This is a genomic window from Bdellovibrio bacteriovorus str. Tiberius, from assembly GCF_000317895.1.
In the GTDB taxonomy this organism is placed as follows: Bacteria; Bdellovibrionota; Bdellovibrionia; order Bdellovibrionales; family Bdellovibrionaceae; genus Bdellovibrio; species Bdellovibrio bacteriovorus_F.
The window spans coordinates 2,761,206-2,780,670 of the sequence record NC_019567.1 but is presented as its reverse complement, the minus strand read 5'-3'; the positions used below and the strand labels follow the sequence as shown (position 1 = coordinate 2,780,670).

18 protein-coding genes are annotated in these 19,465 nt (G+C 50.3%); 5 read left to right on the top strand and 13 right to left on the bottom strand.

Annotated features, from left to right (window positions below; genetic code table 11):
• Positions 1-20 precede the first annotated feature (20 nt).
• The 3 genes from BDT_RS13200 to BDT_RS13190 are packed head-to-tail and all read left to right on the top strand — an operon-like array spanning position 21 to position 4,143.
• Positions 21-2,393: a transglycosylase SLT domain-containing protein gene (locus tag BDT_RS13200; RefSeq protein ID WP_041577858.1), complete on the top strand. Its 2,373-nt coding sequence runs from the start codon at positions 21-23 to the stop codon at positions 2,391-2,393.
• A gap of 41 nt (positions 2,394-2,434) precedes the next feature.
• Positions 2,435-3,322: an ABC transporter permease gene (locus BDT_RS13195; RefSeq protein WP_235046125.1), complete on the top strand. Its 888-nt coding sequence runs from the start codon at positions 2,435-2,437 to the stop codon at positions 3,320-3,322.
• Positions 3,319-4,143, top strand: coding sequence for an ABC transporter permease (locus BDT_RS13190; protein WP_015091741.1), 825 nt, complete (start codon positions 3,319-3,321; stop codon positions 4,141-4,143). The genes BDT_RS13195 and BDT_RS13190 overlap by 4 nt, the downstream gene beginning before the upstream one ends.
• A gap of 30 nt (positions 4,144-4,173) precedes the next feature.
• Here BDT_RS13190 and BDT_RS13185 read toward each other — a convergent pair whose 3' ends face one another.
• The 10 genes from BDT_RS13185 to BDT_RS13140 form a co-directional block, all read right to left on the bottom strand.
• Positions 4,174-5,643 (bottom strand): amidase, encoded by a 1,470-nt coding sequence (locus BDT_RS13185; protein WP_015091740.1) that lies wholly within the window; start codon positions 5,641-5,643, stop codon positions 4,174-4,176.
• 51 nt (positions 5,644-5,694) lie between these two features.
• Positions 5,695-6,795, bottom strand: a complete 1,101-nt coding sequence (gene ychF, locus BDT_RS13180; RefSeq protein WP_015091739.1) for a redox-regulated ATPase YchF — start codon at positions 6,793-6,795, stop codon at positions 5,695-5,697.
• A 35-nt stretch (positions 6,796-6,830) separates the two neighbouring features.
• Positions 6,831-7,394: an aminoacyl-tRNA hydrolase gene (pth, locus tag BDT_RS13175; protein WP_015091738.1), complete on the bottom strand. Its 564-nt coding sequence runs from the start codon at positions 7,392-7,394 to the stop codon at positions 6,831-6,833.
• 84 nt (positions 7,395-7,478) lie between these two features.
• On the bottom strand, positions 7,479-8,120 hold the full coding sequence (locus BDT_RS13170; RefSeq protein ID WP_015091737.1) for a 50S ribosomal protein L25: 642 nt from the start codon (positions 8,118-8,120) through the stop codon (positions 7,479-7,481).
• Positions 8,121-8,235: 115 nt separating this feature from the next.
• Positions 8,236-9,180 carry a ribose-phosphate diphosphokinase gene (locus BDT_RS13165; protein ID WP_198298051.1) on the bottom strand — a complete coding sequence of 315 codons (945 nt, stop codon included), beginning with the start codon at positions 9,178-9,180 and terminating at the stop codon, positions 8,236-8,238.
• Between the two features lie 110 nt (positions 9,181-9,290).
• Complete coding sequence (rsgA, locus tag BDT_RS13160) at positions 9,291-10,400, bottom strand: ribosome small subunit-dependent GTPase A (RefSeq protein ID WP_235046124.1); 1,110 nt, start codon at positions 10,398-10,400, stop codon at positions 9,291-9,293.
• Between the two features lie 213 nt (positions 10,401-10,613).
• A complete protein-coding gene (gene rdgB / locus BDT_RS13155) occupies positions 10,614-11,213 on the bottom strand; it encodes an RdgB/HAM1 family non-canonical purine NTP pyrophosphatase (protein WP_015091734.1) in 600 nt (199 codons plus the stop codon).
• A complete protein-coding gene (gene rph, locus BDT_RS13150; RefSeq protein ID WP_041577855.1) occupies positions 11,214-11,945 on the bottom strand; it encodes a ribonuclease PH in 732 nt (243 codons plus the stop codon).
• Positions 11,946-12,014: 69 nt separating this feature from the next.
• Positions 12,015-12,800 (bottom strand): N-acetylmuramoyl-L-alanine amidase family protein, encoded by a 786-nt coding sequence (locus tag BDT_RS13145; RefSeq protein ID WP_015091732.1) that lies wholly within the window; start codon positions 12,798-12,800, stop codon positions 12,015-12,017.
• A 118-nt stretch (positions 12,801-12,918) separates the two neighbouring features.
• Positions 12,919-13,443 carry a hypothetical protein gene (locus BDT_RS13140; RefSeq protein ID WP_015091731.1) on the bottom strand — a complete coding sequence of 175 codons (525 nt, stop codon included), beginning with the start codon at positions 13,441-13,443 and terminating at the stop codon, positions 12,919-12,921.
• Between the two features lie 476 nt (positions 13,444-13,919).
• On the opposite strand from BDT_RS13140, the gene BDT_RS13130 reads away from it, so the two are divergent.
• Entirely contained in the window at positions 13,920-15,119 is a 1,200-nt protein-coding gene (locus tag BDT_RS13130) for a hypothetical protein (protein WP_015091730.1), read from the top strand.
• 58 nt (positions 15,120-15,177) lie between these two features.
• On the opposite strand, the gene BDT_RS13125 is transcribed toward BDT_RS13130, so the two are convergent.
• From BDT_RS13125 to BDT_RS13115, 3 genes are read right to left on the bottom strand one after another with little or no spacing between them, the layout of a single operon-like run.
• Entirely contained in the window at positions 15,178-15,669 is a 492-nt protein-coding gene (locus tag BDT_RS13125; RefSeq protein ID WP_015091729.1) for a hypothetical protein, read from the bottom strand.
• A gap of 15 nt (positions 15,670-15,684) precedes the next feature.
• Positions 15,685-16,809 (bottom strand): mechanosensitive ion channel family protein, encoded by a 1,125-nt coding sequence (locus BDT_RS13120; RefSeq protein ID WP_235046123.1) that lies wholly within the window; start codon positions 16,807-16,809, stop codon positions 15,685-15,687.
• Between the two features lie 19 nt (positions 16,810-16,828).
• Positions 16,829-17,620 carry an undecaprenyl-diphosphate phosphatase gene (locus BDT_RS13115; protein WP_015091727.1) on the bottom strand — a complete coding sequence of 264 codons (792 nt, stop codon included), beginning with the start codon at positions 17,618-17,620 and terminating at the stop codon, positions 16,829-16,831.
• 172 nt (positions 17,621-17,792) lie between these two features.
• Between BDT_RS13115 and BDT_RS13110 the strand changes: the two genes are divergently transcribed.
• Positions 17,793-19,337 (top strand): S8 family peptidase, encoded by a 1,545-nt coding sequence (locus BDT_RS13110; protein WP_015091726.1) that lies wholly within the window; start codon positions 17,793-17,795, stop codon positions 19,335-19,337.
• Positions 19,338-19,465: the final 128 nt, after the last annotated feature.

The following is a 19,465-nucleotide window of genomic DNA, read 5'->3' as shown; positions in this document are numbered from 1 at the left end:
TTCGTATTGGAGTGGCGGACATGAAGGTCTCCCTGAAATGTATTGTGTTTTCTCTCTTGCTCGGTCCGGTGGCCGGCGCCCAAGTTACTAAAAATGACCTTGAGCCTTTTAAAAAGGCCCTGGATCAGTTCCGCGCAGCGAAATACGATCAGGCCATTCCCGCTCTTCAGGATATTCTGAAAGAGAAAACCACACTGGAAGAATACGTGCGCTTCTATCTGGCGCAGTCCTATATGAAAACTTCCAAATGGGATGATGCTGAAGGGGAGCTTAAAAAAGTTCTGGATCTTTCCCCGAACGTGAAAATGTCCATCGAGGCCTCCAACCTGATGGGTCAGATCGCGCTGGAAAAGAAGAACTATAAACTGGCCAGCACGCAGTTTGTGAAACTGGAAAAAAGAACCCGCAACACCGAAGACTATCCGGATGTGATTTACAATCTGGCGATCGCGGAAAAAGGGTTGAATCGTCACGGCCAAATGTGCAAATGGCTGGTGAAATTGTACGAACGCTATCCCGCTTATCCGAAAGTGGCGGACTGGAGCGTGGATCTGGCCATCAATGAATTTGAAGGCAAACCTTCTGACTGCAAAGTCACACCAGAAGATTTCCGCACGCGCGTTCGTTATCTGCTATGGGCTGGTCTTGACCAAAAAGCTCAGGGCGAAATCAATATCATGAAATCCAAAGTGGCCAAGTCTGACAAGTACCTGGCAGACAAACTTCAGGCCCAGTTCTATCTGCAAGAAGGTGAAGTCACCAAAGCAGTGGAACTGCTGAAACCGTATTATGAAGCCAACAAAAGAAACTTCGATTTCCTGATCCTGTTTGCATCTTCTGCGGCAAGAGCCGGAGAAGTGCAACTGGCCGTGGGTTCTTATTATTCTGCTTACAAGCTAAGCCCGAAATCCAAAACGGGTCGTCAGGCTCTGTATCAGTCGGCATTCCTGTCTTATCAGTTCCAGGACTACGACGGGGCCGCCCGCCGCTTCCAGGAATTCATGAAAGCGTACCCAAATTCTGGTCTGAACCGCGATGCCCAGTGGCACCTGGCTTGGTTGAAATATCTTAAAGGTGATTACCAGGGGGCTTACAAAGCTCTGGGAAATCTGAATGCGGCGAAAAAGAAAAACCGCAAAGCCTGGAAGTCCTTCCCGGAAGACCGTGTGACTTACTGGATGGCGATGAGTCTTTTCCGTCAGGGGAAGGTCGAACAAGCCAAGGTCATGATGTCGTCTTTGGCGAAAGACCCTTTGCTGGGTTATTACTCGATCGCCGCTCAAAGCCGTTTGAAAAAAATGGAAGAAGTAAAAGTGCCTCGATTGGCTGAATCCAATCTGCCCACGCAGCCGCGCGTGATTTCCCGTTTTTCTGCCGGTGAATTCCTGATGCCAAACTCTTCCGACAGCTATCGTGGGGACGAGTCTGAATCCGAAGAAACACTGATTCTGACCCAGTATTCTGCCGATGATGAAAAAGGTGAAGAAGAAGAGGCGGAAGCTTCTGACAACCCGGATTTGAAATCTGTGGAAGTGGCTGGATCCGAGGAAGAAGTGCCGGATGCCAGCAGCGAGAGAGTGACCACGTTCTCGAACCCGGCTTTGATGAAGCGCTTTGAAAGAGCCCGTGACATGATGATCCTGGGTGAAAACGAATGGGCGCGCTGGGATCTTTATGACATCGAAAGAAAGACCTCCAACCGCGAGTACCTGCGCACTTTGATGAGCGAATACAACACCGCAGGTCACTACAACCGTTCTTCTTATATCGCGCAGATTAATTTCGGTGGTCAAAGAGCGGCTCACGGCGTGGACGGCATCCGTTACCTTTGGGAGTTTGCATACCCACGTGCGTATTCTGAGCATGTTGAAAAATACACTAAGAAATTCACTGTGCCTGAAGAGCTTGTATGGGGGATCATGCGCGCTGAAACCCATTACCGTCGCGATGCGATTTCTCCGGTAGGGGCGTTGGGTCTGATGCAGGTCATGCCATTCACAGGTCACAAAGTGGCGACACTTTTGGGTGAAAAAGAATTCAAAGCGCCTTTGTTACTGCAACCAGAAACATCGGTGAAGATCGGCAGCCGTTATTTGAAGCGTCTGATGGATCGTTTTGAAAACACAATTCCGCTGGTGGCGGCAGGTTACAACGCCGGTCCACACCGCGTGAAAAACTGGCTGTCTTCTTTCGGCAACCTGGAAACAGATGAGTTCATCGAGCACATCCCGTTCCTGGAAACACGTAATTATGTAAAGCGTGTGGTTTCAAACGCTTATATTTATTCTCAATTGTACGGCAACAAGAAAGATCTTTTCCCCTATATGGCAGGCGCGGTTCCGGTGAAATTCCAGGCCGAGCTGGCGGGGAAAGAAAACTGGGATGACATTTGATAGACAGCGCGTTTCGGTTCGTCTTTAACAAAATAGTGGAAATGACAGCGTCGCTAGGGGTCCTAGCGGCGTTGACGTTTGTGCTGCTGAAAGCTCTTCCGGGCGGTCCCTTTGATGAAGAGACGGCCCTGAATCCATTGGTGCGCGAAAAACTGGCGCAACACTGGGGCCTTGAACAAAGCCTTCCTTCCCAAATCGGGAACTATCTTTTATCCGTCGTGCAAGGGGACTTGGGTGTTTCGATGTCGAAGCCTGATCGCACGGTGGTTGAAATCATCGGTCAGGGCCTGGGTAACACCCTGACCTTAAACGCCATCGCGCTGGGTGTGATTTTGGCGGGTGCTTTCGTGATCGCGGTGGCCGCGACTCGTTTCCGTGAAACCTGGTTTGAAAGTCTGGTCGATCAGACCGTGATCGCATTCTTGTCCTTGCCCAGTCTGTTCTGGGGGCCGTTGTTGATTTACGCTTTTGGTTTTTACTGGAACCTTTTACCGGTGGCATTTTTGTCGTCGCCCGTGCACTACATTTTGCCAGTGGTGACTTTAAGTGTGCGCCCGCTGGCTTCACTGATTCGCTTGCTTAAAAACTCCCTGAATGAAAACCTGAATCAAGACTATGCCCGCACCGCCAAAGCCAAAGGTGTCGGCGTGTGGGGGGTATTGATCCGTCACGTGCTGAAAAACTCGCTGATTCCTTTTTTAAGCTACGTAGGCCCTTTGACTGTGTCCTTGCTGTCAGGCTCTTTCCTGGTGGAAGTTCTGTTTGCCGTGCCGGGTTTGGGCAGTGAATTCATCGCGGCCCTGAACGATCGTGATTACACGTTGATCGTGGGCCTGACGTTGTTCTATGGAAGTCTTTTGATTGTGGTGAACTCCTTTATTGATGTGCTGCTGAAGTTGGCGGATCCACGCCTGCAGGAGCGCGCGTGAAAAAGGTGCTTCTGGTTTTTGCCATTTTGTTCCTTTCAACCCTGGTGCTGGCCACGGTTTTTTATCCGTGGGTGTTGAACAGCTCGGGGCTTGAACAAAATGTCGAAAGCATTCTCATACCGCCGGGATCTGAACACTGGTTTGGCACGGACACCTTGGGGCGGGATCTGTTTGCCCGGGTTCTGATGGGTGGGCGTATTTCGCTGTTGGTGGGGCTTGTAGGCTCGTTCCTGGCGTTTATGATTGGCTTTATCTATGGCGCCATTGCGGGCTGGTTTGAGGGGATCGTCGATCGCATCTTGATGCGTTTTTGCGATATTCTGATAGCGGTCCCAAGCTTCATTTTGGTGTCGGTGATGTGTTTAAGTCTGCAGTTGCTGCTGCCGTTTGAAGACCCTTTAAGTCGTGCGCTGCTGGGTCTTTGTATCAGTATCGCCGTCACACATTGGATGAGTTTGGCGCGTGTCACGCGCGGCATGGTTCTGGAAATCAAACGCAAGCCCTACGTGGAAGCGGCAATTTCATTGGGGGGCAGTCGCGTGCATGTGATGCTTCGCCATGTGCTTCCGAATATGCTGGGAACATTGCTGATTCTGGTGGCGATGCAGATTCCGACCAATATTTTGTATGAAAGCTTCATGAGCTTTATCGGTCTGGGGATTCATCCCCCTTACACCAGTTGGGGAATTTTAGTGCGAGAAGGATGGAAGACCCTTTCAAGCTTCCCGCATCTGATCTTGTATCCAAGCCTGATGTTGTTCCTGACGGTCTGGAGCTTCCACATCATCTTGGATCACCTGCGTACGAAGTATAGAATTTGAATGGGGCTGCGACCTCTGGGGCCGCAGTTGTTACAGATTTTTCGGAGGTTGCCAGCCGCCGAAAGTTGTTTCCAGGAACTCTGCACAGGCCAGCGTCAGGTGGTCTTTCATGTAAGGACCGACAACCTGAACTCCCAATGGAATACCATCTTCGTTCAAGCCCATCGGGACAGACGTCGCCGGGTGCCCTAAGGTTGTAAAGATCGCCGTGTAAATGAAATCAAACGGGGACCATAGCGGAGCTCGGTGTTTCGGTGCCACACGCGGGTGCGGAGGCAGAATCAGAATGCCGTCAGCACCCAGTTTTTCATCGAGGTCGGCTTTCATTTTTGCCAGGGCCTGCATTTCTTCGGTGAAGTCTTTTTTGCGGGTGTCAAAGATTTCAGCCAGGGATACCACCAGATTTGGCAGGGTGTAGTTGCCTTTACCGAAAGTCAGTTGCAGGATCTCTTTCCCAATCGACAGATGTTGGGTTGGACCCATCAGGGTTTCATACAAGTTTCTGTTCTTGGAATTTTTCACCGCGGCAAACCACAGCTCTGCCGAGCGAACAAAGAATCTTGGATCCAGTTCTTCAACGACTGCGCCCAGTTCTTCAAACAGCTTACCGCAGTTTTTCACCACTTGCACCAGCTCATCATCCGTTCCGCGTGCGCGATGGAAGATCGGGTTGGAACAGATCAGAACCTTGCGGCCTTTCCATTCCTGGGACAGTTCTTCCATAGTCGGATTTTTCAGCGTGTGCTGGTCGATATCATCAGAGCCCATCAGGATCTTCATCATCGGTGCCAGATCCACCGCTTTGCGGGTCATCGGCCCCATGGAAGTGTAAGGATACTTTTGATCCAGCAACAAGGTGCGGAAGTCATTTTGTTCAAACGGGAAATGGCCGGTCAGTGGCAACAAATAGCGAGACGGCTTGTGACCAAAGACCCCGCAAAAAGACGCCGGCATTCTGATGCTGCCGCCGATATCACTGCCAAGACCCAGCGGAGAAGCCCCCGCGCCGATCAAAGCCCCTTCGCCACCACTGCTGCCACCGCAAGTGCGTCCCAGGTCATAGGGATTGCTGGTGCGACCGTAAACGGGATTGAAACACTCAAACCAGAATCCCAGTTCCGGCACATTGGTGGTGCCCATGGGAATGCCACCGGCTTTTTTCATACGCGCGACAACTGTGGCGTCCCAGTCCATCACATCATTCTTGTGATGAATACTGCCCCCGGTGCGTTTCATGCCCTGGTAAGAAAACATTTCTTTGACGGTGAAAGGAACTCCGAACAGTGGCGGAAGATCCGAATTGTTCTTCGCCAAAGTTTCTGTCTGTTCGTGCGCCAATTTTCTGGCACGGACGAAGTCATCTTCGACCATCGCATTCAAGGCGGGGTTCACCTGTTCAATGCGGGTGATGTGCGCCTCAAGAACTTCAGACGGGGAGACTTCTTTGTTTTGAACTTTTTTATGCAGATCCAAAGCGGACAAAGTCAGCAATTCATTCATACAAAATAAAAAAGGGGCTTTGCGGCCCCTTTTTCCCTTCTTAAGAAGAAATTAAACGTTGAACTTGAAGAACAGAACGTCGCCGTCTTTCACAACGTACTCTTTACCTTCGATGCGGTATTTACCAGCATCTTTGATCGCCTGTTCAGATTTGTATTTGAACAGATCTTCGCAGTGGTAAGTTTCAGCTTTGATGAAACCACGCTCAAAGTCAGTGTGGATCACGCCCGCTGCTTGTGGAGCTTTCGTGTTTGCACGAATCGTCCAAGCGCGAACTTCCGTCACACCTGCAGTGAAGTAAGTCTGAAGACCCAACAGCGTGTAAGCTTCGCGGATCAGACGGTTCAAGCCTGGCTCTTCCGCGCCCAGTGCATCCAGGAAGTCCTTGCGTTCTTCCGGTGGCAACAATGCGATCTCAGCTTCCATCGCAGAACAGATCAGGATGGTTTTGTTGTTTTCTTCCGCGGCGCGGGCCTCAACAGCCTTTGTCCAGTCATTGCCGCCAGCTGCGAAGTCAGCGTCGTTGACGTTCATCGCGTAAAGAACCGGTTTTGCAGTCAGAAGGTGCATCTCTTTCAATGCAACCTGTTCCATTTCATCCAAAGTTACAGAGCGGGCCGGAAGACCCTTGCCCAAAGCTTCTTTGATTTTCTTGGCAACTTCAACATCCAGTTTCAGCTTTTTGTCGGTGGAGTTTTTAGCTTGTTTCTCTGTGCGCTGAAGGCGCTTTTCAACAGAGTCCAAATCCGCCAGCAACAACTCGGTGTTGATGATTTCAATGTCACGGATAGGTTCAACAGAACCCGCCACGTGAATGATATTTGGGTCGTCAAAGCAACGAACCACGTGAACGATAGCGTCTGTCTGGCGGATGTGGGACAGGAACTGATTTCCCAAACCTTCACCCTGGGACGCACCTTTTACGATACCCGCGATATCCACGAATTCCATAGTTGTTGGAACAACCTTCTGAGGTTTGATGAATTCAGTGATTTTATCCATGCGAGGATCTGGAACTGTCACCACGCCCACGTTCGGGTCGATAGTACAGAATGGATAGTTGGCTGCCTCAGCCTTGGCAGATGTCAGAGCATTGAAAAGCGTGCTCTTACCCACGTTCGGAAGACCTACGATACCGACTTGAAGTGCCATTGAAAACTCCTTGCGAAATGACGGCTCAATCTAGCCTAAGTGTTGAATTTTGTCGAAGCTTTTTGAATTCCATCCAGGATGATGCTTTCCACAGCATCGCCGGCTTTATTCAGGAAATCCGGCATCTGCGCGAACTCTTCCTTGGTGAATTTGCCCAGGACATAGTCCGGCACCGGGATGTTCGGGTTGGCAGGGCGACCCACACCCAAACGCAGGCGGGTATAGTCCATAGAGCCCATCAGGCCCGAAACGCTTTTAATGCCGTTATGGCCGCCGTGCCCGCGGTTTTTCTGAATTTTCATTTGTGCAAAGGGCTGGTCAATTTCGTCGTGGATGACGATCAGGCGTTCCAGAGGGATTTTATAAAAGCCCATCAGGGGTTGTACGGATTCGCCGGAAAGATTCATGAAGGTTTGCGGTTTGCAGAAAATCACAGGGTGATCCTTGATTTTCCCTTGAGCGATTTCGGCTTTGAACTGATTTTTGATCGGGGGATTTCCCAGGCCTTCCATCAGATAGTCCACGGCCATAAAGCCGATGTTATGACGGGTCAGTTTATACTCGCCACCCGGATTTCCCAAGCCAACAATCAACCACATAGAATACCTCTTAGAGAACCATCGAAAAAGAAAAAGGCAGCTCGAGTGAGCTGCCTTTTTTGAAGATCAATTCGTGCGTGCGAATTACTTTTTCGCAGCAGGAGCTTTTGCAGCAGCAGGTGCAGCAGCAGCAGGAGCCGCGGCAGCAGCTGGAGCAGCAGCAGCTTCTTCTTCTTGAGCGTTAACAACTGCAACAGTTTGTTCTGCGCCAGTGATCATTTTCACAGAGCCGGCAGTTTTGATGTCGGATACGTGAAGAGCGTCACCAACTGCCAAGTTAGAGATGTCAGCAGTGAAGAACTCAGGGATTTCAGTTGGCAAGCACTCAACCTCAACGGAACGAAGAACAACGTTCAACAGACCGCCTTCAGAAAGACCGATAGCTTTACCTTCAAGACGAACTTCAACGTTAACGCGAACCGCTTTTTTCAGATCCAAAGCGAAGAAGTCAACGTGTTGTGGACGACGAGAAAGTGGGTGTACGTCTACGGATTTGATAAGAACAACGATACCGTTTGCGTTCTTGTCAGAAGATTTCAAGTTGAAAAGAGCATTCTCGTAAGCACGAGTGTTGTACTTAACGATTTCTTTTTCACCAACGGATACGTTGATTGGAGACACAGCTCCGTAGATTACAGCAGGAACGTTGCGGCTTACGCGCAGGCCACGGCTGTTGTGTTTACCAGTTTCACGAGCTTCAACTGTTAGGTCGATTCTGTTTTTCATTTTTTATCCTTCTAGTCCAATAGAGGAAGTTAATAATATCCATCAAATGATGGGTTAAGTTTTCTACTTCAGCTTGCGCGCCTTTCGGCGCTTCAGCTCTGTCGGCCGAGGCCGCTTAGTCAAACAATGAACTTACGGAGTCGTTGCCGTGGATTCGTTTCATGGCTTCGGCCAGAACCGGAGCTACTGAAACCACTTCAATTTTTCCGCAGTTTTTCGCCGCTTCAGACAGCGGGATCGTGTCGGTGACCCATACTTTTTCAATAGGGCTTTCCTTCAGGCGATTGATCGCAGGACCTGACAAAACAGGGTGGGTTGCAACGGCGAACACACGTTTTGCCCCATTCTTATACAGGCTGTCAACTGCTTGTGTAAGAGTTCCCGCCGTATCGATCATATCGTCCACGATGACGGCCGTTTTACCAGTCACATCCCCAATCAGGTGCAGGGCTTTAGCCTCATTTGGGCCGGAACGGCGTTTATCGATGATCGCCATGGAGGACTCAATTCTCTTGGCAAAGGCGCGGGTTCTTTCAACCCCGCCGGCATCTGGACTCACCGCAACAAATTCAGAGCCCTGGCCGTAGGCATCTCGCCAAGCGCGAGCCAAAGTCGGAATAGCGAACAAGTGGTCCACCGGAACATTGAAGAAACCTTGGATTTGGGCCGCGTGCAGGTCCACGGACACCACACGATCGGCGCCGGCCGTCGTGATCAGGTCCGCCATCAATTTGGCCGAAATAGGGGCGCGCGGGGCCACTTTTCGATCCTGGCGGGCATAACCGTAATAAGGAATCACGGCGGTGATGGAGGCGGCCGAGGCCCGGCGAAGGGCATCGAGCATCACAAACAGCTCCATGTAGTTTTGATTTACAGGAGGGCAGGTGCTTTGGACAACAAACACGTGTTGCCCGCGGACGCTCTCATGTATTTCAACTTGGATTTCGCCATCAGCAAAACTGCTGACTTCACAGTATCCGAGCTCAACTCCAGCGGCTTCGGCTACTTTCTTGGCTAATGTGGGATTGGCATTGGCGGAAAAGATCTTTAGGCCCTTCATCACTCGTAGTCTCCTGAGTCAAAAGTGCGTTTAAAGGAAGCTAGCAAGGGGTCCTGATTTTGTCCAACGAAAAGGGGGTCTTTTTTGACCCCCTTTGCCGTGGGAAATACCTAGATTTCCCCTCTGGATTTCTGTTTTACGCGGACTCGCAGTCCTTGCGTGATTTTCTTCCATTTCTGGCGCTCCTCCCGGGCTTTTTCCGGGTCGGTTTTGCGCTCAAAATAACGCAGCTCCCGCTCCAGATTTTGAAAACTTTCCCAACGTTCCGCCTCCAGTTCCCCCGAAGCCAACCCCGCCTGTACGGCGCAGCCTGGTTCGGTCTGATGCTGGCAGTCCTTAAACCGGCAATGGGTCGCCAGTTCCAGGATGTCGTCAAAAAGGTTCTCAAAGCCCTCGCGGTGATCCAAAAGCCCCAATTCCCGCATGCCCGGCGTGTCCATCAAAAGGGCGCCAGAGGGAAGCTGATACAAGGACCTTGAAGTGGTCGTGTGTTTACCCTTGTCGTCGTCCTCGCGGATGCCCTGGGTTTTGATCTGTTCTTTTTCCAAAAGCAGATTTCCCAAAGTCGATTTCCCAACCCCCGAAGACCCTAAAAGCACCACGGTCTTTCCGGGCAGCAGGTGAGTCTTCAGCGGTTCCAGGGTTTGGGGATCCAAAGCACTCACGGCGTGCACGGGGACTGCCGGGTGGCGGTCCTCCACTTCGGCGATAAGGCCTTCAAGGTCTTCGGCCAAGTCAGCCTTGGTCAGAACGATGACCGGCGAAGCATTTGATTCCCACGCAAGGCTCATATAGCGATCCAGGCGCTTCAGGTTGAAATCCTGATTGGCAGATACAGCCACAAAGATCACATCCACGTTCGCGGCTACGATCTGGGCTCGGGCCCCGCTGCCGGGTTCCTTGCGGTAAAAGCAGCTGTGGCGCGAAAGAACTTCGTGAATCACGGCGTGCTCGTCATGGGAATGCAGCTCGCAGATCACCCAGTCACCCACACCAGGGTATTCCAGATTCAGATCAGAATGGTTATAGCGAAATTTTCCTGAAAGCTGAGCCAGGGCTTTGCCTTCGTGGTCGTTTTTAAAGAACACCACGCGGTACATTTCGCGTTCTTGATTAATAATACGTCCAACGACTTCGCCTGATGTCAGAGGTCGAAGTTCGATTTGCGCCTGCAAAAGCGCGTTCCATCCCCAAGCGGGAAGGATTGATGAATTAGTCACGGATAACTCCATTGAATAAAATTAAAATTCAGGAGCTCTCTTGGCGAACTTAAGTTTTAAGAATGAAAAAACTAGAAAGACGCAAGGAGAGCGGCTTTAGCGATAAAAGTTGTTACAATCATAGGCCCTCCTTGTCGGGTGTGTTAAAGACAGTATCGTTGATGCTTGCGAAATAAGCAAATAAAAAAGGGAACCTTGCGGGTTCCCTTTTAATTAGCCTTGAGTCTGATTCAATTTTTCCAGGAAGGCTTTTAAAGCCATCGCTCTGTGCGAAAGCAGGCTCTTATAGCCCGTACCCAGCTCCGCCAGCGTTTGAGTCTGGCCTTCCGGGATAAAGACCGGATCATAACCAAAGCCGTGCAAGCCTGCAGGTTTGGAAGCAATCGTGCCTTTCATCTCTCCATTGAACACCCACTCTTCGCCTGTCGGAGTGTAAACCACGGTCGTACAAACGAATTTTGCATTCTTGTTTGGCATTGGTTTCAGAGTGATCATTTTCAAAAGTTTGGAAACGTTTTCGCTGTCAGAAGCTTTCGGTCCCGCATAACGAGCCGAATGAATTCCGGGCAGACCATTCAGGCCCTCAACAACCAAACCCGCATCTTCACCCAGTACCCAGACATTGTTTTTCACCGCACGCAAAGTTTTGGCTTTGATGCGTGCGTTGTCTTCGAATGTTTTTCCGTCCTCAGGACGGGGAGTGAAGGATGCAATGTCGCCTTGTGAAAAGACTTTCAAGTCTGGCAGTTCACGCAGCAGCTGTTTGTATTCAGCAAGTTTTCCTTTGTTTCCAGTGGCAATCCAAAGTTCCATTTATGCTCCTGCGATCTTGTAGATTTCACCCATCACTGCCGCCTGGTGAATGAAGAGTTCACGACAGCCCTTTTCAGCCACGTCCATCATTTTGAACAGCTGATCGCGAGTGAACGGAACGTGTTCGGCCGTGCCTTGGACTTCCACGAACTGACCCTTGTCGGTCATAACAAAGTTCATGTCGGTTCCAATGGCAGAATCTTCGTCATAGTTCAGATCCAGCAGGATGTTGCTTTCATGCAGGCCCACGCTGATAGCGGAAACATAATTGATCAACGGCAAAGTTTTGATTTCGCTGACCGCGTGCAATTTTTTAAGAGCCAGTGCCAGCGCCACAAAACCGCCGGTCACAGAAGCTGTGCGCGTGCCACCATCGGCATTCAAAACGTCACAGTCGATGATGATTTGTTTTTCACCCAGTTGTTTCAAATCCACCGCCGCACGCAAAGAGCGTCCGATCAGGCGAGAGATTTCCTGAGTGCGACCGCCCGTCATGGACTTGTCACGACGGATGCGGGTGTGAGTGGATCTTGGCAGCATGCCGTATTCCGCGGTGATCCAGCCAGCACCGGTGCCCAAAAGCCAGCTTGGCGCTTTGGATTCATAAGTTGCCGTGCAAAGAACTTTGGTACGACCAAATTCCACGATGGCAGAACCTTCTGCGTACTCAGAAACATTCGGTGTGATTTTCACTTGGCGTAGTTGGTCAAAAAGGCGTCCGTCAGCACGCATAAGAAACTCCAGTAAGGCCGTTCAGAAGTGGCCTTTTTTCAGTCTTGGTTTTGGGGTGATTAAAACAAACTAATTTAAGGATTTTGCTGCGTGGTTGTCCATCTTTTCTTTGTAGGACTGGAGGGCGGTGTAGATTTTTTGAGCAAGATCGTTTTGATATTCTGCGCTGACCAGTTTTTTGGCTTCTCGCGGGTTGGTCAAAAAGCCGATTTCGATCAAAACCGAAGGCATTGTCGTTTTTGAGATCACATAAAACGGGGCCTGCTTGATGGTTGCTTGAGCCGCGTTATTGTCAGTGCCCCACACCTGCGTCAGGGTTTGTGTCAGGCGCAGGCTGCTGCTTAAGCGGTTTTGGCGGTGCAGATCTTCCACGATCGCGGCCACATCGCCTTTTTTGGAAAGTTCGTCTCCGCCGGAAATGTCATGCAACTCGCGGCTGTTAAGAACCATCTGATTTTCCTGGCTGGCTAAAAACAGCGCATCTTCATCCGGTGGCAGATTGTTTTGGAAGAAAAATTCCACACCCTTGGCGCGCTGGTCAGATGCGGCGTTGGCATGCAGGCTGACGAACAAGTCCGCCTTCGTGCCTTCAGCCATTTTCACGCGCTCAGGTAGGGACAGGTTGCGGTCATTCGTGCGAGTCATGGTGACTTTGAACTTTTCATCTTTGGCTAAAAGTGTCTGCAGCTTTTGTGCGACTTTCAAAACCAGTTCTGCTTCTTTCGCGCCACCGTAGACCGCACCGGTATCAACACCACCGTGGCCGGGATCCAGCATAATGTGCAAAGCAAACGCAGAAGGGGAGCAAAGAATAAGCAAAGCGCCAAGGCTTCGTTTCAGAAACGGAAAGTTCATGCAGTCAGAATAAGAAACAAGCCTTGGTTGTGTCGAGTCCAGACGGGCTTGCGACAGGAACCTAGCCGTGAGTCAGGGGCAGAAGCAGGGCCCGCTCTGAAGCAGGCCCTGAATCAATTTACAACAGGCAAAGGCTTGGCTGCACAGACACGGGTTGCGTGACTGCTGGCAGGTCCGCTTCAGTAATAGGCGTGTATTCGTCGGCGTTCGTGAAATCGGTCTGGCGTTGGTCTTCAGACAAACCATCACCAGGGCCGTTGGCGATGAACAGCGTGCTGTTTTCGATTTTTACCGTAGAGTACTGATCCGTACAGCTGATGAATGAATGGAACTCCTGAGTCAGTGGATTTTGGCTTACAACGGTACCCGCTGTAAAGGTGCCGTCATCGCTGTAAGCGTTCGCCGCATCACCGGTACATTCGGCATTGTTGAATTCAAAGCGGGTTCTGGAAATAGTTGCGTCCTCTTTGATTTGCAAAACCACAAATCCATTGGCCGGGGCGGTGGTTCTGGCCAGTGGATAGCATTCGGATTTCCAATAACCTGTCAGCTCGGGTTCTTTGGAAGGGGAGTTGGAACTGCCGCTGCCAGAGCAGGCCGCTGTTGCCAAAAGGGTTGTCACAATCGCGATGTTTAAACTCATTCGTAAGTTCGTCACTTCTTTGTCCTTTCAAGAAAACAAAAGTTGGTTCACCCACTGTGGGGTAAGAAGCGCTTGAATGGGATCGTATGTAAGGATGATCCAGCTCGTTTTTAGCAATAAACTGGACGATAGACTCAGATTTTGAGCTCATATTGAGACGGGGATGGAGGAAATTTTCTTGGCGGAAGGTCGTGGTTTGCAAGGGGCCGAAGCTCCCACAAAGATGCGTTTATGCGAAGGTTTGGTCCGACAATTGTCGTTTTCTGTCAAAAACCTCGACATAGGATTTGCTTCGGCTGTGAGTTTAATCAGTTTTGGCAAACATCTGGGCATGGCATCTGCGTTGCTTTAGTACAAGGCAACCCCCCATGGCGGCCAGGACCCTCCCCCCCCAATCCTGGTCGCTTTTTTTTTGCCTAAAATCCCTATATCCTAGTTGCTATTGAACATCGATGAATCATCGAAGGAGATTTTCAATGCAGGTAAAACCACTGGGAACACTTCTCTTGGCAGCTCTTATGACCGGCACCATGCCTTTGGCAGCGTACGCACAAGTCGACAGCTCGCAAATTGAAGCCGAAGAGGCAACCGCTGACGCGGAGGCCGCCAAGGCCGAAGCCAATGAAGCGAAAAAACGTGCTGAAGAGGATCGCAAGCGCCGGGATAAAGTCCGCGCAGAATCCCAGTCGGCCATCAACAAGGCCCGCTCGTTGGAAAATGACGCCAAAAAAGAACAGGCTGATTCCGAACGTGAATCTGCAAAACTAAAAGCCGAAACTAACGAACATGACAGAGCTAAGACAGTCGCTGAAAAAGAGCAGACTTCAGCTCAAGCGCGCATCAAGGCCGCTCAGGAAAAAACTCAAAAAGCCATCCAGGTTCGCGACGAAGCCCAAGGCAAGCGCAAGCAGGCTGAAAAGAAAGCCGAAGAGCTGGGTGATCAGGCCAAAGATCAGGAAAAGCAGGCGAGTTCTGCCACGGAAGCTGGCTTGACGGCAACAAAAGAAGCCGAAGCGGCAAAGAATGAAACTTTGAAAGCCGAGCAGAACCTTTCCAAAGCCAAACTGCTGACACAAAAAGCGGTGGCGGAAGCCAAAGCCCGCGAAGCCAAAGCCAAGCAGGAAATCGCCCGTGCTGAAGCCGACCGGGCTCGTGCGGAAGCCGAGATGTCGCGCCTGAAAGCGCAGGATGAACAATCCAAAGCGATGATTGAAAAAGTCGAAAGCGAATTGAAAGCGGCAGCAGAGGCTTCAAAGAAAGCCAAAGAAGAAGCCGAATCCGAGCGCAAAAAAGTGACTGAAACCAAATCGCAGGAAGAAAAGCTGAAACAGCAGGCAGCCAAAGCCCGTCAGGAGCTTGAAGGCAACCGTAACAATCTTCGTAAGGAGCAGGCGACCGCCAACTTGGAAATCGCAAGATCCAAGAAAGCCATCGCCGAGTACGAATCCGAAGTGGCCAAGTCTGAAAGTGAATTGAAACGTCTGACCGAAGAAACCGAGAAGGCTAAAAAAGAGCGTGAAAAGCTTGAAAGCCGTTTGGATTCTGCCAAGAACGAAGCTGAAGAAATCCGCATCAAGGTGGCAACAGCCAAAGCCAACTTTGAAGCCGAAGAATCGCGCATGGAGGCGGTTAAAATCCGCATCGATGCCGGTTTGAAAACCAAGAAAAAGAAATAGTCTTTGCTTAACGTCTTAAAAACAAAAAACCCACAAACTTCAGAGTTTGTGGGTTTTTTTATTTCATCCTGTTCAGGAAGCGGAAGTAGCGTTCAGGCTGGATGTCCACCGACATCAGGTTGCCCCGGCTGTCGTGAACCTCAGGGAAGGAAAACTTCCACTGGCCTTCGTAAAGATAGAAATTGATACCGATGGTGAACTGCACTTGGGTTTCTTCGCCAGTGGCTTCGGAATAGTAGGGCACAAAGAAGCTTCTCATGCGCGCCTGGGCGGGCAGGAAGCCATCCACCATATTGACCTGGTCGACGAAAGCCTTCGGGGCGTCGTGAATCATGATCTTGGGGTTTTTCAGCTTGGAAGACCAATTTACAAACGCACGGACCCCCAAAGAGTTGATCCCGCGCAGCTGTTCAAGATGCAGGTGCAGGTCCAAAGCCGCCGGAATGGCCAGTTCAGTTAAAGCCTTCTCGTCATTTTCAAGCACGCCACCCAGGCTGACACGAGCCAGGTTTTGATCTTTTAAAATAACGTGGTCGACTTTGACTGCCATGGTTTCTTGGGCTCCTTATCTTACCGTGGTCACCTGGTTATAAACCGTCTGAGTCGGGTAAGCAAAACTGACGTTCATATCGGCTGCGATCTTCAAAATCTCAATAAAGATTCTTTGCTGATGTTGCAGCTCTTCCGGTCCAGTGTACACCTTCAAATGGAAATTGACGAGAACATCCAAAGACGAGGCGTTGTAATTATTAAAGTGAACTGTCACGGTGTCCGCAATAACCTTTTCGTCTGACTTAATATAGTAGCGGACGCGGTCACAGAAGTTCTCGATAGTCTCTGGGGCTGTTTCGTAAACTAAACCGAGCACCTGACGAACACGGCGGGCAGGACGAACACCCATATTGTCGACAGTTTCTTTAGCCATCATAGCATTTGGGATCGTGATCAAAGAGTTATAGAACGTGCGGACGCGCGTGGAACGGAAACCGATTTCTTCAACCGTGCCTTCCATGTCCTTGATCTTCACCCAGTCGCCGACCTGGAAAGGGCGGTCAAACAAGATGGTGATGGATCCGAATAAATTCGCAGCTGTGTCCTGAGCTGCCAAGGCCAAGGCCAAGCCCCCCAAACCCAGACCGGCCAGCAAGGACATTACATTGAGTCCAAAGCTTTGCAGCACAATCAGGAAACCCATAACCACGACAAAGATCTTTAAGGCTTTGGAGGCAAATGGCACCAACTGGTCATCAAAAGTGCTCGGGGTTTTTGAAGTATAATCTGCGAGCACGGAGCAAGCCGCATCCACTGCATAATAAACCAGACGGATGATAAAGATCGCAATCAGGCCACGCATGAAGTGCTCATAGTAGCTGGCGAACTTGCCGGTCAGTTCAGCCGCATCACCGGCTGCAAACCACAAAAGGATCACCAGGATCCAGGCCAACGGACGATCCGTGTCGGTTCTTAGAAAATAACCCCAAAACGTTCTCGGGTACTTTTTGGTGATCGGATTGTGTTTCTTAAGTTCTTTCAGGATCAGGTGAAACACGGGGCGGATCAAAATCCCAACCGTGATTGCCAGCGCTAGGAAGGCCCACTTCCAGTTCGGCATCACAAAGGTTGTGGATTTTAAAACCTCGGTCAGTTCGGGAGTGAACCACTGGGATTCTTCAAACAAAAACTTTTCCATGGAAGAAAGCTCTTTCATATTACACCATCTGCAAGTCATGCCCTGTATAGAGCAGAATCAAAATCACCACACCCAGAACAATTCGGTAGTAACCAAAGCCCCGGAACCCATAGCGCGACACTATACCGATAAAGAACTTGATCGCAACCATCGCCACCACAAAAGCCACCGCACAACCCACCAGCAGCAAATTGATCTGTGCAGGCTCAATCGTCTTATAGATCTTTAACAGTTTGTACAGCGTGGCTGCGGCCATTGTCGGCACCGCCAGGAAAAATGAAAACTCGGCTGCTTCTTTTTTATTCATGCCAAGTGTCAATCCGCCCATGATGGTCGCACCAGAACGCGAAACACCCGGGATCATCGCGATGGCCTGGAACAGTCCAAGCTTCACCGAATCTTTGTATGTCAGATCATCGGTTTTTCGGCCCATCATTGTCAGGTGAGCAAAAGCCTTGTCGGCCCAAATCAAGATCGCACCACCCACAATCAGTGACCAGGCAACGACCTGCACACTGCCCATCAGATGTTCCACCACATCCTTTACGACGAAGCCAATGATCGCCGTAGGCAGGAACGCCACGAACAGCTTGCGATAGAATCCCCAATGAGGAAGGAAGCGTTTCCAATACAAAACCAGAACCGACATGATCGCACCAAACTGAATGATAACTTCGAAGGCCTTTGTGAAAGAACTGTCTTCGATGCCCATCATGGAGCTGGCAATAATCATATGACCGGTGGAAGAAATCGGCAGGAACTCGGTGATCCCTTCGACAATGCCAAGGATGATGGCGTGCAGATAACTCATAGATGAACCCTCTTTCGCTGCAAAAAAACAGTCGCGAACATCATTGAAAAGAACGCCGGTGGGTTCAATATTCGATGGGTTGTGTCAAAAAATTTAAGATTTGTTTAAGATTTTTGTATTCAATGCTTACGAAAGGTGAATATTATTTTTTCACCACGGAGGGGGTTTAATTATGAAACGTGCATTACTAGTTGGTGCGGTTCTGTTTGGTTCTCAGGCGTTCGCTGGCGAATACCTGGTGAAATATTCGAACACACGCGCTTTCAACATGCTGAATACAATGACGACATCTAAGGTGTCCACGATCCAGATGATGGATCACAACGACACTGCTAGCTTGGTGTTGGTTGATGTGAACAAGAAACACGAAGCTCAGGCTTTGGCTTCTTTGTTGTCTCAACCAGGCGTTGAGTACATCGTTCCTAACTTCAAAATCAGAGCTTTCACAGCGCCAGTTGACGCTGCTGCTTTGAAAGAACAATGGGCTATCGCGAAAGTTCAGGCTGAAAAAGCTTGGCAGCGCGCTGGTAACAAAGGTTCCAAAAACGTGATCGTTGCGGTTATCGATACTGGTGTTGATTACACTCACCCGGCATTGGCACCGAACATGATCACTGGTTATGACTTCCGCGACAACGACGCTGATCCAATGGATCTGACTGGCTTCCAAAACCCAGGTCACGGTACACACTGTGCGGGTGCGGTTGGTGCGACGGGTCTTATCGACGGTGGTATCGTAGGTCTTTCTCCTGAAGTTTCCATGATGCCTTTGCGCTTCCTGGGTGCTGACGGTTCCGGTGACCTGAACAATGCGATCAAGTCTATCGACTACGCTGTTGAAAAAGGCGCTCAGATCATTTCTGCATCTTGGGGTGCGGCAGTTCCTCGTTCTCAAGCAGCTCCGCTTCTTGAGGCAGTAAAACGTGCTGACGACAAAGGTGTTATCTTCATCGCAGCTGCTGCGAATGACGGTAAAAACAACGATAAAACTGAAATGTTCCCGGCGAACAACGGTTACCCAAATTCCATCACAGTAGCGGCTTCCGGCCCTGCAGATGCGAAACCATCTTGGTCTAACTACGGTACAGCGACGGTTCACGTTTCTGCTCCGGGTGAGAACATCATGTCCACTCTTCCAAAAAACAAATACGGCAACTTGTCTGGTACTTCCATGGCAACTCCGCTTGTTTCCGGTTTGGTGGCTTTGATGAAAGCTCAAGATCCTTCTCTGACTGGTGCGCAAATCCGCGCTATCCTTCAGACGACAGGTGCTAAAGTTTCCATCGAAACTGCATGTAACTGCCGCGTTGACGCTTACGAAGCGGTTGAAGCTGTTATGTCCAAGAAAATGGTTGTAGTTCCGTCTGCGGCAACTATCAAACCTTCTGAGACTCTGGCTTTGTCTGTTCTTCACGGTAAAACGCCATTTAAGTTTGCTTCCAGCAACTCTGCAGTAGCGTCTGTATCTGACAACGGTACTATGACTGCAGCTTCCAACGGTTCCACAGTTATCACTGTGACTGATGCTGACGGTAAAACTGCTTCCACTCTGAACATGCACGTAGGTGCTTCTTCTGGTGGCGGTAACAATCCAGCTCCACCAGATGATGGTGGCGGTCTGCCTGACCCAGGTCAGCCTGGCGAATGTCCACTTGGTGATCCAGCGATCTGCCAAATCATCTGCCAAATCAAACCAGACCTTCCGTTCTGTCAGTAGTGACGAACAAAAAAAGGCTCCCTCAGGGGAGCCTTTTTTCGTTCTAAGAGGGAGCGGCCTATGAGACGCCAACTGCTGCGTTGGGCGTCGTCGACGTACCAGTGGTACGCCTCCTTCTTCCGCCTTGC

What these genes read in the sequence shown, in the direction of transcription:
- BDT_RS13165 (WP_198298051.1), bottom strand. Translation starts at nt 9,180, where the DNA reads ATGAAGGGCCTAAAGATCTTTTCCGCCAATGCCAATCCCACATTAGCC.
- rph (WP_041577855.1), bottom strand. Translation starts at nt 11,945, where the DNA reads ATGCGTGCTGACGGACGCCTTTTTGACCAACTACGCCAAGTGAAAATC.
- BDT_RS13110 (WP_015091726.1), top strand. Translation starts at nt 17,793, where the DNA reads ATGAAACGTGCATTACTAGTTGGTGCGGTTCTGTTTGGTTCTCAGGCG.
- BDT_RS13200 (WP_041577858.1), top strand. Translation starts at nt 21, where the DNA reads ATGAAGGTCTCCCTGAAATGTATTGTGTTTTCTCTCTTGCTCGGTCCG.
- BDT_RS13185 (WP_015091740.1), bottom strand. Translation starts at nt 5,643, where the DNA reads ATGAATGAATTGCTGACTTTGTCCGCTTTGGATCTGCATAAAAAAGTT.
- pth (WP_015091738.1), bottom strand. Translation starts at nt 7,394, where the DNA reads ATGTGGTTGATTGTTGGCTTGGGAAATCCGGGTGGCGAGTATAAACTG.
- BDT_RS13115 (WP_015091727.1), bottom strand. Translation starts at nt 17,620, where the DNA reads ATGAGTTATCTGCACGCCATCATCCTTGGCATTGTCGAAGGGATCACC.
- BDT_RS13120 (WP_235046123.1), bottom strand. Translation starts at nt 16,809, where the DNA reads ATGGAAAAGTTTTTGTTTGAAGAATCCCAGTGGTTCACTCCCGAACTG.
- BDT_RS13140 (WP_015091731.1), bottom strand. Translation starts at nt 13,443, where the DNA reads ATGAGTTTAAACATCGCGATTGTGACAACCCTTTTGGCAACAGCGGCC.
- ychF (WP_015091739.1), bottom strand. Translation starts at nt 6,795, where the DNA reads ATGGCACTTCAAGTCGGTATCGTAGGTCTTCCGAACGTGGGTAAGAGC.
- BDT_RS13125 (WP_015091729.1), bottom strand. Translation starts at nt 15,669, where the DNA reads ATGGCAGTCAAAGTCGACCACGTTATTTTAAAAGATCAAAACCTGGCT.
- BDT_RS13195 (WP_235046125.1), top strand. Translation starts at nt 2,435, where the DNA reads ATGACAGCGTCGCTAGGGGTCCTAGCGGCGTTGACGTTTGTGCTGCTG.
- BDT_RS13130 (WP_015091730.1), top strand. Translation starts at nt 13,920, where the DNA reads ATGCAGGTAAAACCACTGGGAACACTTCTCTTGGCAGCTCTTATGACC.
- BDT_RS13170 (WP_015091737.1), bottom strand. Translation starts at nt 8,120, where the DNA reads ATGAAAAACAGAATCGACCTAACAGTTGAAGCTCGTGAAACTGGTAAA.
- rdgB (WP_015091734.1), bottom strand. Translation starts at nt 11,213, where the DNA reads ATGGAACTTTGGATTGCCACTGGAAACAAAGGAAAACTTGCTGAATAC.
- BDT_RS13145 (WP_015091732.1), bottom strand. Translation starts at nt 12,800, where the DNA reads ATGAACTTTCCGTTTCTGAAACGAAGCCTTGGCGCTTTGCTTATTCTT.